12 protein-coding genes are annotated in these 16,560 nt (G+C 61.1%); all 12 read left to right on the forward strand.

Going from position 1 to position 16,560, the window contains the following annotated elements:
• Nucleotides 1–6: 6 nt before the first annotated feature.
• The 12 genes from BW09_RS03770 (at nt 7) to smpB (ending at nt 16,309) form a co-directional block, all read left to right on the forward strand.
• Nucleotides 7–1,389 (forward strand): MFS transporter, encoded by a 1,383-nt coding sequence (locus BW09_RS03770; RefSeq protein ID WP_044090111.1) that lies wholly within the window; start codon nt 7–9, stop codon nt 1,387–1,389.
• Nucleotides 1,390–1,600: 211 nt separating this feature from the next.
• Nucleotides 1,601–2,356, forward strand: a complete 756-nt coding sequence (gene dapB, locus BW09_RS03775) for a 4-hydroxy-tetrahydrodipicolinate reductase (protein WP_044090112.1) — start codon at nt 1,601–1,603, stop codon at nt 2,354–2,356.
• 197 nt (nt 2,357–2,553) lie between these two features.
• On the forward strand, nt 2,554–3,459 hold the full coding sequence (gene dapA / locus BW09_RS03780; RefSeq protein WP_044090136.1) for a 4-hydroxy-tetrahydrodipicolinate synthase: 906 nt from the start codon (nt 2,554–2,556) through the stop codon (nt 3,457–3,459).
• Nucleotides 3,460–3,525: 66 nt separating this feature from the next.
• On the forward strand, nt 3,526–5,370 hold the full coding sequence (locus BW09_RS03785; protein WP_044090113.1) for a ribonuclease J: 1,845 nt from the start codon (nt 3,526–3,528) through the stop codon (nt 5,368–5,370).
• A 208-nt stretch (nt 5,371–5,578) separates the two neighbouring features.
• Nucleotides 5,579–8,188, forward strand: coding sequence for an aminopeptidase N (gene pepN, locus BW09_RS03790; protein WP_044090114.1), 2,610 nt, complete (start codon nt 5,579–5,581; stop codon nt 8,186–8,188).
• 320 nt (nt 8,189–8,508) lie between these two features.
• Complete coding sequence (gene glmM, locus BW09_RS03795) at nt 8,509–9,894, forward strand: phosphoglucosamine mutase (protein ID WP_044090115.1); 1,386 nt, start codon at nt 8,509–8,511, stop codon at nt 9,892–9,894.
• The gene (locus BW09_RS03800; protein ID WP_044090117.1) at nt 9,894–10,547 is read left to right on the forward strand and encodes a peptide deformylase; all 654 of its coding nucleotides are present in this window, start codon (nt 9,894–9,896) and stop codon (nt 10,545–10,547) included. Before glmM ends, BW09_RS03800 begins: the two co-directional genes overlap by 1 nt.
• 128 nt (nt 10,548–10,675) lie before the next feature.
• The gene (gene prfB / locus BW09_RS03805) at nt 10,676–11,800 is read left to right on the forward strand and encodes a peptide chain release factor 2 (protein WP_044090118.1); all 1,125 of its coding nucleotides are present in this window, start codon (nt 10,676–10,678) and stop codon (nt 11,798–11,800) included.
• A 101-nt stretch (nt 11,801–11,901) separates the two neighbouring features.
• Entirely contained in the window at nt 11,902–13,161 is a 1,260-nt protein-coding gene (ftsE, locus tag BW09_RS03810; protein ID WP_044090119.1) for a cell division ATP-binding protein FtsE, read from the forward strand.
• A gap of 8 nt (nt 13,162–13,169) precedes the next feature.
• The gene (gene ftsX / locus BW09_RS03815) at nt 13,170–14,093 is read left to right on the forward strand and encodes a permease-like cell division protein FtsX (RefSeq protein WP_044090120.1); all 924 of its coding nucleotides are present in this window, start codon (nt 13,170–13,172) and stop codon (nt 14,091–14,093) included.
• An 81-nt stretch (nt 14,094–14,174) separates the two neighbouring features.
• Nucleotides 14,175–15,515, forward strand: a complete 1,341-nt coding sequence (locus BW09_RS03820) for a CHAP domain-containing protein (protein ID WP_044090121.1) — start codon at nt 14,175–14,177, stop codon at nt 15,513–15,515.
• Nucleotides 15,516–15,832: 317 nt separating this feature from the next.
• The gene (gene smpB / locus BW09_RS03825; protein ID WP_044090122.1) at nt 15,833–16,309 is read left to right on the forward strand and encodes an SsrA-binding protein SmpB; all 477 of its coding nucleotides are present in this window, start codon (nt 15,833–15,835) and stop codon (nt 16,307–16,309) included.
• Nucleotides 16,310–16,560 lie beyond the last annotated feature (251 nt).

Here is a 16,560-nt window from a genome sequence, read left to right on the forward strand (position 1 = left end):
TAATACGTGTCTACGGCTCGAGCTGTTACCAAGTCGTATCCCACCCCATCGCCATATCGGCGTCTGTTCGCACTGCCTGGCACCAAGGCGTTCTGCCTTTCCGGTGCCGTGGCCCGTCTGCCGATTTCCATGATGAGCCTCGGCATCGTGCTGGCATTGAATCATCTGTACGACAATTGGACCATCGCCGGCACCATGAGCGCGGTATATGTGCTCGCCATGTCCTGTGTCACACCGTTCTACGCGCGTGCGTTCGACCGGTTCGGACAAGCTCGTGTCGGACGGCTGGCGCTCGCCGTCCAGATCGCGGCCATGCTGGGATTCGCGTTTGCCGCGCTGGTTCGGGTGCCCATTGCGCTGCTGTTCGTGCTGGCCATCATCATGGGGCTCACGCAGTTCTCATTCGGTGCATTGGTCAGAACTCGATGGTCATACGCCTTGCGCGATGTGGAGGACGGCGAGCAGCTGCTCAACACCGCATATGCCATGGAAGCCGCCATCGATGAGGTCGTGTTCATCCTGGGGCCGATCCTTGCGGCATGGCTCGCCACCTCGGTGCATCCGGTATCCCAGCTGTTCGTGCCTACACTCGCATGCGGCATCGGCGGAACCGTGTTCTTCTCGCTGAAATCGACCCAGCCTCGCCTCCTTGTGGAGACGGTGTCCATCGACGACGCATCGGACCGGCGGCGTCAGGCATCAGATGCCACGATGGGCAATGGCACCAATGGCACCGGCGGCGCCGCTGGCACCGATACCGCCGCACCGGTTGCCGACCAGCTGACGCTGCGCCAGCTGAAAATGCAAGGCGCCAAGCCCAGAAGCGCCTTGCTCTATGCGGGAGTGCTGCCGTTGCTTGCCGTGTTCATCGTGTTCAACATGAGCTTCACCTCATTCGATGTGTCGATCACCGCATCCATGAAGGCGCTTGGCCTCGAACCGTTCCTGGGCCTCCAGCTGGCCATGTTCGCGCTTGGGTCATGCATCGGCGCCCTGGTCTTCGGGTCGCGTCAGCTCAAAGGCTCGCATTGGGCGCACATGGTGATGTTCCTCGCGTTGCTCACCGTGGGATACGTGTTCTTCCGCATCACCATGGACAACCTTCTTCTGCTCGGACTGGTGGAGATACTCGCCGGACTGACCGTGTCGCCGCTGTTCGCCACAGGTAATCTCATCGTCAAGGATCTGGTACCTGCTCAATCCCTGACCGAGGGACTGAGCTGGGTGACCACGGCAGGTACCGTAGGCACTTCGATTGGATCGTCGGTGGCGGGCATCGCATTGGATGCAGCCGGTCCGCATGTCGGCATGATGCTGCCGTTCCTGTTCACGCTGGCGGCGGTGCCCCTTGCCCTTGTAGGTTGGTGGCTCGCCAGACGACGTGATTGACGACAGTGGATGACCGGTTGACATGGCGGCTTCGTTGATCTCCGGTCTGTTGATGCCGTTGCGTTCGTCGCAGCCGGTGTCGCCGCGTCCGCCATATTGGACATTCGTGTGGCGCGTACGCTGTCCGGTGATAGGCTGGTTGCCGTTTTACCGGCAATACAACGGCAATACAGCAAGCAATACGCGCCTGACCTGAAACAGGGGGATAGACATGATCAGAGTTTCCGTAGTCGGTGCCAAGGGCCGTATGGGTTCGCATGTGGTCGAGGCGGTGAACAACGCCGAAGACACACAGTTGGCCTTGGCCTTGGACGCAGGTGATGATCTGACGCAGATCGATGCCGACAACACCGACGTGGTGGTGGAGTTCACCGTGCCCAGCGTCAGCCTGAACAATGTGCTCACCCTCATCGGTCAGGGCGTGGATATCGTCGTCGGCACCACCGGTTGGACTGACGAGAAACTGTCTCAGGTCAGGGACGCCATCGCCCAAGGTCCCAAGCCTCTGACACAGAAGGTGTTCATCGCCCCGAACTTTGCTATTTCCGCCGTATTGGCCGACTACTTCGCCGTCAAAGCGGCCAAGTACTTCGAATCCGCAGAGGTCATCGAACTGCATCATCCTACCAAGGTGGATGCGCCATCCGGCACCGCCATCCACACCGCACGAGGCATCGCCGAGGCGCGCAAGGCCGCTGGATTGGCTCCGGTGCCGGACGCCACCGAAACCGACGGCGGTTCGCGCGGCCAGGTCATCGACGGCATCCATGTCCATGCCGTCCGCCTGCGCGGGCTCAATGCACATGAGGAGGTGCTGTTCGGCAATGCGGGGGAGCAGCTGACCATCCGTGCGGACAGCTTCGACCGCACCAGTTTCATGCCGGGAGTGCTGCTCGCCGTGCGCAAGCTCGCATCCGACGCCCCGGCCGGGCTGACAGTCGGGCTCGATCACTTCCTTGATCTGTGATTCGGCGGACGCCGGTTCGCAGATCATCGAACAACGCGCGTGCCCTGCCCGGCCGTTCATCACTCGGCCGTTCACAGGCACCTTGCGGCGCGGTGGCTAATCGGCCGCAGCCATAACGCAGACAATCGTAAATGAATCAATGACAATCAATGACAATCAATGATGAAGAGTCCACAACGGGAAGTACGGTGAACATTATGAGCGAGCATGATATGCATCTTCTTGACCCAGCGCCTTTCGGTCGTATTCTGCCGGCGATGGTCACGCCTATGAAGGCGGATGGCAGTGTCGATTTCGATGCGGCGGTCGCGCTCGCCAAGCATTTGGTCGAGGACGGTGCAGACGGTCTGGTGGTCAACGGCACCACCGGTGAATCGCCTGTCACCCACATGGAAGAGAAAGTCGAACTGGTCAGGGCCGTCAAGGAGGCCGTGACCGTTCCGGTGATTTCCGGAGCCGGCTCCAACGACACCGCTCATACGGTTCGCATGGTCGAGCAGACCCAGGAAGCGGGCGCTGACGCGGTGCTCGTCGTCATGCCGTATTACTCCCGTCCTTCGCAGGACGGTGTCGTCGGTCATTACAAAGCCGTCGACGAATCAGCCGAGAAGCCGATCATCGTCTACGATGTTCCCGGCCGTACCGGTTTGAAGGTCAAGGTCGAGACATACGACCGTCTGGCCGAACTCGAACACGTCAAGGCTGTCAAGGACGCCACCGGCGATCTTGCAGCCGCAGTGGAGAAGCAGCAGCGCACAGGTCTCGCCTGGTATTCCGGCGATGACGGCCTGTTCCTGCCGTTCCTTTCCATTGGCGCCGTCGGCATCATCTCCGTGATCGCCCACGTCGCCTCCAACCCCATGCAGCAGCTTGTCCAGGCATTCGACCGTGGCGATATCACCACTGCCCGTCGTCTTGCCAACCAGCTTGCGCCTCTCGTCCACGCGTTGAACGGTGACGGCTATCAGGCCGTCATGGCCAAGGCCGCGCTCAAGGTCAAGGGTTATATTCCCTCCACCGTCATGCGTCTGCCGAATATCGGGCCCGACGCCACTCAGCTCGATAAGGCTGAAGAGGGCATGCGCGCTGCCGGACTGCTGTAACGGGTTGCCAGCCCGCCGCCCCTGCATGACAGAGCAGAGGCATAACAACAGAAAATCCAAGAAGATATGGCACAAGAACACAAGAACACAACCAGAAACAGCAATTCACGCCGCCGCAGCTCCAACCGCAGGAACAACAGGAGCGACGGCGGCCGCACCCCGTCCCGCAAGATCAATCAGGCACCTACCGCTCCCCAGCAGGATGCCGTGCTGATTGCGCCTCCGAAGTACCGCAAGGGCTCCATGCGCATCACGCCGCTCGGTGGCTTGGGCGAAATCGGCCGTAACATGAACGTGATCGAATACAACGGTCACCTGCTGCTCATCGACTGCGGTGTATTGTTCCCCGAGGAGGAACAGCCCGGCGTCGACCTGATTCTGCCTGACTTCAGCTACATCAAGAACCGTCTCGACAAAGTGGACGCTCTGGTGCTGACCCATGGCCATGAAGATCATATCGGCGGCGTGCCGTACCTGCTCAAGCTCCGTCCGGACATCCCGCTGATCGGTTCCAAGCTGACGCTCGCCTTCGTGGACGCCAAGTGCAAGGAGCACCATCAGAACCCCACCAAGGTGGAGGTGACCGGCCGTGAGAAGCTCAAGGTCGGTCCCTTCGACCTCGAATTCGTCAATGTGACCCATTCCATCCCGGACGCCCTCGCCGTCTATGTCAAGACCCCGGCCGGATCGCTGATCGACACGGGAGACATCAAGCTTGACCAGCTTCCTCTCGACCATCGCATCACCGATCTGGTGGAATTCGGCAAGATCGGCGAAAAAGGCGTGGACCTGCTGATGATGGACTCCACCAACGCCGAGGTTCCCGGCTTCGTCAAGCCGGAGACCTCCATCGGTCCGGCACTGGATCAGGCGTTCGCCCAGGCCACTCGCAAGATCATCGTGGCAAGCTTCTCCTCCCACGTGCATCGCGTGCAGCAGGTGGTGGACGCCGCCCATAAGTACGGCCGCAAAGTCGTGTTCGTCGGACGTTCCATGGTGCGCAACATGTCCATCGCTGCCGATCTCGGCTACCTGCACATTCCCGAAGGCACTGTGGTCGACCTCAAGCAGGCCAACGACATCCAGGACGACAAACTCGTCTACATGTGCACCGGTTCCCAAGGCGAACCGATGGCCGCCCTCGGCCGCATCGCGGACGGCAACCACCGTGACATCCATATCAACGAGTTCGATACGGTGATTCTTGCCAGCTCCCTGATTCCCGGCAACGAGCACGGCGTCTACAAGGTGATCAACAAGCTCGTGCAGCTTGGCGCCAAGGTCGTCAACCGAGACAATGCCGCCGTGCACGTGTCCGGCCACTGCAATGAGGGCGAGCTGCTGTACATGTACAACATCGTCAAGCCCAAGTGCGCCATGCCTATCCACGGTGAGAACCGCCATCTGGTGGCCAATGGCCTGATCGCGGTCAAGACCGGTGTCGATCCGCAGAACGTGGTATTGGCGGAAGACGGCGACGTGGTCGACCTCTATCATGGCAAGGCCGCGGTCGTCGGCTCCGTGCCGTGCGGCTACGTGTATGTCGATGGTGATTCGGTGGGCGAGCTGACCGACGAAGAGCTGGAGAAGCGCCGCATCCTCGGCACCGAGGGCTTCGTCTCCGCGTTCGTGGTGGTGGACACCGACAATCGCGAGGTCGTCACCGGACCGAAGATCTATCTGAACGCCGTGGCCGAAGACGAAAGCGAATTCGACCGGGTCTGCGGCCAGATCGTCGAGCAATTGAACGACGCGATGATGCAAGGCACCAAGGACACGTACAAGCTGCAGCAGATCATGCGCCGTACGCTTGGTGGCTGGGTCGCCCGACAGCTGCACCGCAAGCCGATGATCGTGCCCGTTGTGGCCGATATCGCCCAGGATGTCGAAATCGCCGACAACAACCAGTAGTCGTCAATAGTCCATGGACAGCCATCGGCAGAAGGCCAGCAGTCACCAGTAGTTATCAGCCTCCGGCGCGTATCCCCGTGATACGCGCCGCAAGCATACCGAACAACTAATGATTCGGTTCGTCGATTTCGTACGAATCCGAACATCCGAACATCCGAACATCGAATCCGAAACAACACAGGTACGAGCATAAGGAGTATCGCACAGCATGCCCGGTTCTAATCTGACCCGCGTTGAGGCCGAGGAGCGCAAGGCGGTAGTCGAAGCGCCGATTCACTATCATGTCGATCTTGACTTGACGGTCGGCCCGAAGAACTTCGGTTCCAAGGCGCTGATCTGTTTCAATGCGCAGGAAGGCTCATCCACGTTCCTGGACCTTATCGCCGATGAGGTCACCGCCATCGAGCTCAATGGCACGCCGCTGGATCCGGCAAAGGCGTATCAGGACAATCGCATCGAACTGACCGGTCTGAAGACCAAGAACGAAGTGACCGTCACCGCCCTGTGCCGGTACTCCAACACCGGCGAAGGCCTGCACCGTTCAGTGGACCCGTCGGACGGCAACATCTACCTCTACTCCCAGTTCGAGGTCCCGGACGCCCGCCGCGTCTATGCCGTCTTCGACCAGCCCGATCTCAAGGCCACGTTCGATTTCAAGGTGCTCGCGCCGGCCAGCTGGATCGTGACATCCAACATGCCGGAGGCAAGCGTTGAGGATGATCCGCGCGAAACCCTCGATGGCACGTTGGGCGAGAAGCCGAACGAGACCAGCCGTCTGTGGAAGTTCCAACCGACCCCGGTGATGAGCTCCTACCTGACCGCCATCTGCGCCGGTCCGTACGCGCAATGGCATACCGAATATCACAACGAGGACGGCCGTACCGTGCCCATGGCCCAGTACTGCCGCCAGTCTCTGGCCGAGGCCTTCGCCAAGGATGTGGACTACCTGTTCGACATCACCAAGAAGGGCTTCGCCTTCTACGCCAAGACCTGGGGCGTGCCGTACCCGTACGCCAAGTTCGACCAGATCTACGTGCCAGAATACAATGCGGGCGCCATGGAGAACATCGGCATGGTCACCATCCGTGACTCCTACGTGTTCGAATCCAAGGTGACCGACGCTCTGGCCGAGCGCCGTGTGGTGACCGTGCTCCACGAGCTGGCGCACATGTGGTTCGGCGATTACGTGACCATGAAGTGGTGGAATGACCTGTGGCTCAACGAATCCTTCGCCGAGTTCACGTCCACATTGGCCACCGCCGAAGCCACCGAATGGCATGACGCCTGGGCCACCTTCTGCTCCGGCGAGAAGAGCTGGGCGCTTCGTCAGGATCAGCTGCCTACCACGCACCCGATCGTCGCGCCGATCAACGATCTGAACGACACCTATGTGAACTTCGACGGCATCACCTATGCCAAGGGCGCCTCCGTGCTCAAGCAGCTCGCCTTCTACGTAGGCCGTCAGCAGTTCTTCGCCGGCATCAACAACTATCTCAACCGTCATGCCTACTCCAACGCCACGTTGGCCGACCTCCTGCACGAGCTGGAGAATACCTCCGGACGCGACCTCAAGGCATGGAGCGCCAAGTGGCTGGAGGAATCCGGCATCAACACCATCGCCGCGAGTGTCCAGGAGGGCAGGAACGGCACCATCGCCGAGCTGAAGCTCACGCAGACCGCACCCGACGAGCATCCGGTATTGCGTCCGCACCGTCTGGCCGTCGGCTTCTACAACGAAGATAAGGACAGCGGCACGGTCGTGCGCACCGACCAGTTCGAGCTGGACGTGGACGGCGAGACCACACTGGTCCAGTCGGCGGAGGGCAAGAAGCGCCCCGCATTCATTCTGGTGAACGACGACGACCTGACCTACACCAAGATTCGTTTCGACGCCGAATCCCAGGCGTTCGCCGAAGCCAACCTGCATCGATTCGGTGATGCCCTGGCTCGTGCGGTGACCTGGCTGGCCTTCTGGGATATGACCCGTGACGGCGAGTTCCCGGCCGAACGGTTCGTCGACATGACGCTGCGTCTGCTGGCCACCGAAACCGAATCCACCACATTCCGTTACGCCCTCGCCTGCATGAGCACCACTGCTCACCATTATGTGGCACCGGCCCGCCGCGAGGAGGTGTTGCGCCACGTCGCTGCCGAACTGTGGACCCTGGCCAATGCCGCGGAGGCGGGGTCGGACACCCAGTTCCAGCTCATCACCGCCTACCTCGGCTATGGAGAGGAGGGCGATGCCGCATTCGCCGCCAACGCGCACGGTCTGCTGGACGGCACGGTGACGCTTGACGGCCTTGACATCGACAACAACTTCACTTGGACGATCGTCAATGCGCTGGCGTCGGTGAACGAATTCGGCGACAGCGACATCGAGGCGCAGCTCGCCAAGAGGGACACCACCGAAAACCGTGAGTTCGCGCTTGGTGCCCGCGCGGTCAAGGCCACCGCCGAGGCCAAGGAATGGGCTTGGAACGAGGCGCTCAACAACAGCGAGCTGACCAATGCGCAGCTCGAGGCCGTCGCTCGTGGATTCTCCGCCACGCCGCGCCCCGATCTCGCCGAACCGTTCGCCGCCAGGTACTTCGAGACGGTGGATTGGATCTGGGCCAACAAGACCTACCACATGGCGGAAGCCCTGTTGAACGGGCTGTACCCCGGGTATGCCGATCCCGCCACCCTGACCAAGTTGGGCGATGCATGGCTGGAGGAACACTTCGCCGCGGACAATGCGCTGAAGCGCTTGATCGTGGAGAATGTGGCCTCCTCGCATCGCACGCTCGCAGTGCGCGACTACAACGCCGCACTCTGACACGGTGGCACTCTGACACGGCAACGCTCCGGCATTGAGATGCCGCCGGAATACGCGCTGATCTGATTGGCTCCCTTTCCTGGCTTCGCGTGAGGAAGGGGAGCCAATTGCGTTTGAAGCGGCCCATGAAGACTTTCTGCCGGGGCGCTATGCTCCTCGGTGCGTTCATGGATAGTGCGTTCGCGGCCCCCGCATGCCAAATGCAACCGAATTGAGCAGTATTGTGCAAAACGGCATGCATTCGTGGGGTCGCCCGATTACCATGGTGCACGTTATAGGACGAGACGGCATGAGGCCGCTCAAGCGAAGGATGCAATAGTATGCCGAAAATGTTTGGAACCGATGGTGTTCGCGGATTGGCCAACAAGGATTTGACTGCACGCCTGGCACTTGATCTGGGTGACGCAGCAGTGCGTGTGCTGGGTGATGCCGGCACTCAGGACGACCAGCCTGAAGGACGCCGGCGTGCGCTGGTGGGACGTGATACCCGTGTTTCCGGTGATTTTCTAGCGTCCGCGCTCGCTGCCGGCATGTCCGCAGGCGGCTTCGACGTGATCGACGCCGGCATCATCCCCACCCCGGGCGTCGCCTATCTGACCTCCGTGCTCAACGTGGAGATGGGCGCGGTGATTTCCGCTTCGCACAACCCCATGCCCGACAACGGCATCAAGTTCTTCGCCCGCGGCGGATTCAAGCTGCCCGACGAAAAGGAAGACGAGATCGAAGCCGTGCTCGGCCAGGACTGGGAGCGTCCGACAGGTGCCGGTGTCGGCCGCGTGAGCCACGACCAGACCACCGCCACCAACCTGTACATCGACCATCTCGTCTCCACCATCGCCCCTCTCAACGACGACCAGACCCAGCCGAAGCCGCTCAAGGGTCTCAAGATCGTGGCCGATTGCGCCAACGGTGCCACCTCGGTGGTGGCCCCCGAAGCGTTGCGCCGCGCAGGAGCGGACGTCATCGTGATCAACGCCTCCCCGGACGGCTACAACATCAACAAGAATGCCGGGTCCACGCATCCCGAACAGCTGCAGGCCATGGTCAAGGCCACCGATGCCGTGATGGGCGTGGCTTTCGACGGCGACGCCGACCGCTGCCTCGCGGTGGACGAGGACGGCAACATGGTCAACGGCGATCAGATCATGGGCATTCTGGCCCGCGCCAAGAAGCGCGAAGGCAAGCTCAACCATGACACCCTTGTGGTCACGGTGATGAGCAACCTCGGTCTGAAGCTTGCCCTGAAGGATATGGGCATCAAGACCGTGGAAACCTCCGTGGGTGATCGCTACGTGCTTGAGGAGATGCTCAAGGGCGGCTATTCGCTCGGCGGTGAACAGTCCGGCCACGTGATCAACCGCGAGTTCGCCACCACCGGCGACGGCACCCTGACCGCACTGACCCTGTGCAACGAAGTCGTCAAGTCCGGCAAGAGCCTCAAGGAGCTTGCTGCCGACTTCCCGCAGCTGCCCCAGACCCTGATCAACGTGCCGAACGTGGATAAGATGGCGGCTTCCACCAACCCGCGCATCCAGGCCGCGGTGAAGCACGAGGAGGAGCTGCTGGGCGACTCCGGCCGCGTGCTGCTGCGCCCCTCCGGCACCGAGCCGCTGGTGCGCGTGATGGCCGAAGCCGCCACACAGGCCTACGCCGACGAAGTCTGCACCCGTCTGGCCAAGATCGTGGCCGAGGAGCTCGCGCTGTAATGTTCGGGAAAAACGCGAAAGTCGACATCGCGCTCAACCGTGACGTTGAGCAGCTCATCAAAACCGGCGGCAAGGAGCGTATCCTGCCCATCGTGCAGGCAGGCGAGCCGGTGCTGCGTCAGCAGACCGCAGCCTATACCGGGCAGCTGTCCAAGCACACGCTCACCAAGCTCATCGATGCCATGCATACGACCATGCTCGAGGCTCCGGGCGTAGGTCTGGCGGCCACACAGATCGGATTGGGGCTCGCGCTCGCCGTGGTCGAGGACCATGTACGCGATGATGAGGACGATCCGCGCGAAATCGCGGAGTTCCCGTTCCACGTCATCATCAACCCGAAGTACACCCCCGTGGGGGAGAAGACCGCATCCTTCTATGAAGGCTGCCTGAGCTTCGATGGATATCAGGCCGTGCGCAAGCGCTGGCTCGACATCACCGCCGAATGGGACGATGAGGAAGGCAACCATCACGCGGAACAGCTGCACGGTTGGCCGGCGCGCATCTTCCAGCATGAGACCGACCATCTGAGCGGCGAACTGTACATCGACCGCGCCGAGATCCGCTCGCTGACCACCTACGAGAACCTTGAGGATTACTGGTGCAACGACCCGGTGCCCACTGAAGCCGCCGAAGAACTCGGTTTCGATTTGTGACGATTCCCGGGCAAGGCCATGACGCGACACCAGGATGCAACGGTGTTCGCTCATGGCCTTTATGTCCAAAGACGCCGATAGTCATTAATAACAGAACATTTTCGTGAACAGACAATGAAGGTATAACGATGGCAGAATTCGACTTTACCCAAGCAATAGGCGAAGCCAGGGCCAAATATGATTCCATCGCCAAGGCGTTGGACGTGGATCGGCTCAAGGCCGACATCAAGGAACTGGAGAAGCAGGCCGCTGCCCCCGGCCTGTGGGACGATCCGGAGAACGCGCAGAAGGTCACCAGCAAGCTTTCCGCGACCGAATCCCAGCTCAAGCGCCTGACCTCCGCCGGACAGCGCATCGACGATGTGGAAACTCTTGTGGAACTCGGCCGCGAGGAGGAGGACCAGGATTCGCTCGACGACGCACAGCACGAGATCGGCGAAATCAAGAAGGATCTCGACCAGATGGAGATCCAGACCCTTCTTGACGGCGAATACGACGAACGTTCCGCCGTGGTGACCATCCGATCCGGCGCAGGCGGCGTGGACGCCGCCGATTTCGCGCAGATGTTGCTGCGCATGTACCTGCGCTACTGCGAACGCAACGGCTTCAAGGCCAAGGTCATGGACACGTCGTATGCCGAAGAGGCCGGCATCAAGTCCGCCACTTTCCAGGTCGACGCGCCGTACGCCTATGGCCGTCTTTCGGTGGAGGGCGGCACGCATCGACTGGTGCGCATCTCCCCGTTCGACAATCAGGGCCGCCGCCAGACCAGCTTCGCCGCCGTGGAAGTGGTGCCGCTGGTCGAAGCGACCGACCACATCGACATCCCGGACACGGATATCCGCGTGGACACCTACTGCTCCTCCGGTCCTGGCGGCCAGGGCGTGAATACCACGTATTCCGCTGTGCGCATCACCCACTTGCCGACCGGCATCGTGGTGACCATGCAGGACGAGCGTTCGCAGATTCAGAACCGTGCGTCCGCCATGGCCGTGCTCCAGTCCCGACTGCTGGTGCTTCGCCATGAGGAGGAGGCCAAGAAGAAGAAGGAGCTCGCGGGCGACATCAAGGCCAGCTGGGGCGATCAGATGCGTTCCTACGTGCTGCATCCCTACCAGATGGTCAAGGATCTGAGGACCGGTTACGAGACCAGCCAGACGCAGGCCGTGTTCGATGGCGACATCAACGGGTTCATCGAGGCAGGCATCCGCTGGCGTCATGATCAGCGTCGCGCTGCCGAAACCGAAGAGTAAGGGTAAAGGCAAACACCCGCCCTCTGCCGGCCTGTCGCGCGACGACTCGAACCCATCAACAGCGAACATGTGGATACGCACGTGGATAAAAGGAAACGAATATGGCTTTGATCTCATTGGACAAGGTGTCCAAGATCTATCCGAAGGGCACGCGCCCGGCGCTCGACAACATCAACCTCGATATCGAGCGTGGTGATTTCGTGTTCCTGGTCGGCGCATCCGGTTCCGGCAAAACCACGTTGCTGAGCCTCCTGCTCCGTGAGGAGGAGGCCACCAGCGGCGAGATTCGCGTTGCCGGCAACGATCTGCGTCGCATTTCGAATCGTCAGGTGCCGCAGTACCGTCGTTCGTTGGGATTCGTATTCCAGGATTACAAACTACTCAATAACAAAACCGTCTGGGAGAACGTGGCTTTCGCGCTCGAGGTGATCGGTACGCGACGCTCCACCATCAGGTCTCTGGTGCCCAAGGTGCTGGATACGGTGGGACTTACTGGCAAGGAGAAGAACTATCCTCATGAGCTGTCCGGCGGCGAGCAGCAGCGTGTGGCCATCGCCCGCGCGTATGTGAATCATCCGCAGATCCTCCTCGCTGACGAGCCTACCGGCAACCTCGATCCCACAACATCGCTGGGCATCATGGAGGTACTGGATTCCATCAACCGCACCGGCACGACGGTGGTGATGGCCACGCATAATGAGGAGATCGTCAACTCCATGCGCAAGCGCGTGGTGGAGCTGCACAACGGCAAGATCGTGCGAGACGAGGCCCACGGATCGTATGACTCCGCGCTGTTCTTCCCGGACGCCGAAGTCGAGGCGCGCTCGGACAAGGCCAACCGCATCCACGTGGCGTCGCACGTCGTCGCCGCATCCGACGCCGAGTCCGTCGCCGTGTCCGCGATCGACACGGTGGCCATGAGCAAGACCATCGAGACGGGAGCCGGCCAGTCCGAGGGCATCGCGCGATTGGCAAGTTCGGTGCATTCCGGTCGTACCGGCCGTTATGGTGAGACCTTCGCGCCCATCGAGGATACGCTGACCTGGGGCAAGGGATTGCCGTTGGACGAGCAGGCGGCCGCATTGGAACAGACGCAGGCGTTCGACCCGTTGAAGGACGAAGCCGAGTCGTCGAACGCCGATGACTCCCGGTTCGCTCCGCCGCGGGACCCGGTGCCGCCGGCTCCTCCCGAGCCTCCGATGCCTCCGGCTCCACCTGCCGGGCAGGTTCCTACGTCTTCTCAGCATCCTGAGCATGCTGAGGCTCAGTCGGATGGAGAATCGTCCGACGCGGCCGCCGCAGGCACATCGAAGACCGACGCCGAGCCGACCGACGAATCGGACGCCAAGAAGGGGAAGTAGCAAGAGTCATGCGCGCACAATTCATCCTGTCGGAAACATGGACCAATCTACGGCGCAATGTGGCCATGCTGCTTTCGCTGACGCTGGTCACATTCATCTCGTTCCTGTTCATCGGCGCCTCGGTGCTCACCCAGGCCCAGATCACCAAGGCCAAGGGCGATTGGTATGACAAGGTCGAAGTCGTGGTTTGGCTGTGCCCGGACGGTACCAGCCAATCCGCCAACTGCGCTTCGGGCAAAGCCCCTTCCGCCAAGGAGATCACCGATCTGCAGAAGACCATCCGCGATGAGCTCAACGATGTGGTGGCGAACATCAACTACGTCAGCAAACAGGACTTCTACGACAACACCTTCACCAAGCAATATCCGAACGGCGAATTCCAAGGCCGTACGCTTACCGCCGACGATATGCAGGATTCCCTGTGGCTCAAGCTCAAGGACCCCACCAAATACCAGGTGGTGGCGGAAGTGCTGTCCGGCAAGGAGGGCGTCGAGGACGTCACCGACCAGCGTCAGATATTCGATCCGGTGTTTGCCGTGCTCAACCGTGCCACTGCCGTGACCGCGGTGCTTGCAGGCGTGATGGTGCTCGTGGCCATTCTGCTCACCGGCACCACGATCCGCATGTCCGCCGCATCCAGACGTACGGAGACCGAGATCATGAGGTACGTCGGCGCATCCAACTGGACCATTAGGCTGCCGTTCATCCTCGAAGGCGCCATAGCGTCACTGATTGGTTCGGTGCTCTCGTGTCTGATGCTCTCGGTGATCGTGCGCGTGTTCATCACCGGCTGGCTCGCGCAGTCGGTCACTTGGATTCCGTATGTGAACCAGATCACGGTGCTGATGATGTCGCCGTTCCTGGTGCTGGGCGCGGTACTGCTTTCGGTGATTGCGTCCACGGTGTCTCTGAGACGTTATCTGAGAGCGTAAGTCCGGCATGGAAGTGGTTCGGCTCTCAGACTCTCATGTTATGGTGTGCTTTTGTATGGCGATAGGAAGGATTTTTCGTCCATGAATAAGACGACGAACACATGGAAGCCCGTTCTGGCAGCGTTGACTGCGGGCATGTGCTGCGTGGCCGGATTGGTGGTGGCTCCTGCCCAGCCTGCATCCGCGGACACCTATTCGAATCTGGTGAATGCGCAGAACCAGCACGCGGCTTCGGCGCAGCGCGAGGCGCAGCTCAAGGCCCAGTTGGCCGGCGTGAACAGTGAGCTCGCCAATAAGATCGTCGAATTGGATGATCTGACCAACAACAAGATCGTCGCCGCGCAGAACAAGGTGACGCAGGCCAACGCCGATGCCGCCGCGGCCCAGGACGAGGCCGATGCCGCCGCCAAGCGTCTTGAGGCGGCGCAAAAGGACAAGGAGACCCTCGAGCAGCAGATAGCGCAGACCGGTAAGGATTACGACGATGCGCATGCGGCTGTCGCCGAACTGGCACGGGAAAGCATGCACGGCTCCAGCGCATCCGAAGTGATGAGCGTGGTGACCGGTGCGAGCAGCACCCAGGACTTTGTGAACTCGATGCAGTCGCGTGACGCGCTCTCCCGTAATGAGGCCAATGCGGCATCTTCTGCGGCAAGCGAGCTGAACACGTCGAAGAATCGTGGCGAGCGGCTGGCCGCCATCGAAAAGCAGATCTCCACGCTGAAGACCCAGGCCGATCAGAAGGCCGCGTCAGCGCAGACCGCTGCCGAGACCGCGCAGAACGAGCGCAATGCGCTGGAACAGTTGCGTGTGGAGGGTGAGCAGCGCCGCAACGAGCTGACCGCCATGGTGTCCTCGCTGAAGGATCAGCAGGCCGCTCAGGCCGCGCAGACGGTGCTGCTCGCCTCGCGCGTTGATTCCTATAACCAGCAGTATCTGAAGGAGCAGCAACAGTCTTCCGGTCAGGTCAATAATGGTCAGCAGGGTACCACCCAGCCAGGCGGTGGCGGGTCCTCGACTGTGCCGCCGACCACGGGAGGTGGCTCGGGTGGCAGCAGCGGCGGTCAGGGCACTTCGAATGGTGATTACGGCAACGCGTACTATGGGGGCCAGTGCACATGGTATGCCTACAACCGTCGTAAGCAGATGGGCATCGGGACCCCTTCATATCTCGGCAACGGCGGCCAATGGTATCTGACCGCGCCGGGCTACGGTCTGCGCGTCGACCACAATCCTCAGGTGGGTGCGGCCTTGTCCTTCCCGCCAGGGGTCGCCGGTGCCGACGGCACTTACGGCCATGTGGCGGTGGTGGAGTCCGTTTCCGGCAATACGGTGACGATCTCCGAGATGAATGTGGTCGGTGAATACGTCGTGAGTTGGCGTACGCTGTCCAATGCCGGCGCCTACTGGTACGTGCACTGAGCGCATCAGGGCTATGTGACCGAGCCGGCATCCTGTGTCAGTGATTCGTGGCTATTCTTGGCTCCCCTTGGCGGACTGTTGCCGTGAAGCAGACAGCGGAGCTGTCTGTAGGCAACGTGCGAGCCGACAGGCGAGCCAGCAGGTTGCGCGCGGGGCGCGTCTGTAATTGCGGGACGAGCTGGCTCGCGGAGCGGGACTGAGGGGTAGTCTCTTTGCCGACGGGTTTGTGACGTACAGCACTACCGAAACATATCGCGTAGTACGATGATTCCCCTCTATGCCGAGGGGGATTATTGAGTATCAGGAAGGAGGAGGATATGGCCAAGGAGACCGGCGAGAAGCTCATCGTTCAGAACAAGAAGGCCCGGCATGATTATGCCATCGAAGACAAGTACGAGGCGGGACTTGCGCTGACCGGCACCGAGGTGAAGTCGCTGCGCGAAGGGCGTGCCTCGTTGGCGGAGGCGTTCGTCTCCATCGACCGTCGTGGCGAGATGTGGTTGGAAGGCGCCAACATTCCCGAATACCTGAACGGCACATGGAACAACCATGCCCCCAAGCGCAAGCGCAAGCTGTTGCTGCATCGTCAGCAGATCGCCAAGCTCGCCCGAGGCATCGAGGCCAAGGGATACACGATCGTGCCGTTGAGTCTGTATTTCAAGGACGGGCGCGTCAAGGCTGCCATCGCGTTGGCCCGAGGCAAGAAGGAATTCGACAAGCGTCAGGCGTTGCGCGAGGAGCAGGACAAGCGCGAGGCGTTGCGTGCCATGCGGTACGCCAATATGCGGCACTGATACGGGCTATGTGTCGGTTAGCGGACGCCGGCTGTGCGGCGTCTGTATGCCGGTTGGCGGTTGTTGGTTGCAGGTTGCCGGATGGGTGGCTGCTCATATCACGCCGCCGGCAACGGGCATTCTTCGCGCCAGTCTCAGCATTCCTGCCGCCGAACGTATCCGCCATATGTCCACAACGTGAACAGAATCTCGCAATGGTAATCATGCCGTAGCATTGCGGTCCTACTCTCTGAGCCAACTGGGAAATATAC

The organism is Bifidobacterium sp. UTCIF-1, assembly GCF_006408915.1.
Taxonomy (GTDB): domain Bacteria; phylum Actinomycetota; class Actinomycetes; order Actinomycetales; family Bifidobacteriaceae; genus Bifidobacterium; species Bifidobacterium reuteri.

Excerpts from the sequence above, each read along its gene's own strand:
- dapB (WP_044090112.1), top strand. The coding sequence starts at position 1,601 with ATGATCAGAGTTTCCGTAGTCGGTGCCAAGGGCCGTATGGGTTCGCAT.
- dapA (WP_044090136.1), top strand. The coding sequence starts at position 2,554 with ATGAGCGAGCATGATATGCATCTTCTTGACCCAGCGCCTTTCGGTCGT.
- BW09_RS03785 (WP_044090113.1), top strand. The coding sequence starts at position 3,526 with ATGGCACAAGAACACAAGAACACAACCAGAAACAGCAATTCACGCCGC.
- pepN (WP_044090114.1), top strand. The coding sequence starts at position 5,579 with ATGCCCGGTTCTAATCTGACCCGCGTTGAGGCCGAGGAGCGCAAGGCG.
- glmM (WP_044090115.1), top strand. The coding sequence starts at position 8,509 with ATGCCGAAAATGTTTGGAACCGATGGTGTTCGCGGATTGGCCAACAAG.
- BW09_RS03800 (WP_044090117.1), top strand. The coding sequence starts at position 9,894 with ATGTTCGGGAAAAACGCGAAAGTCGACATCGCGCTCAACCGTGACGTT.
- prfB (WP_044090118.1), top strand. The coding sequence starts at position 10,676 with ATGGCAGAATTCGACTTTACCCAAGCAATAGGCGAAGCCAGGGCCAAA.
- ftsE (WP_044090119.1), top strand. The coding sequence starts at position 11,902 with ATGGCTTTGATCTCATTGGACAAGGTGTCCAAGATCTATCCGAAGGGC.
- ftsX (WP_044090120.1), top strand. The coding sequence starts at position 13,170 with ATGCGCGCACAATTCATCCTGTCGGAAACATGGACCAATCTACGGCGC.
- BW09_RS03820 (WP_044090121.1), top strand. The coding sequence starts at position 14,175 with ATGAATAAGACGACGAACACATGGAAGCCCGTTCTGGCAGCGTTGACT.
- smpB (WP_044090122.1), top strand. The coding sequence starts at position 15,833 with ATGGCCAAGGAGACCGGCGAGAAGCTCATCGTTCAGAACAAGAAGGCC.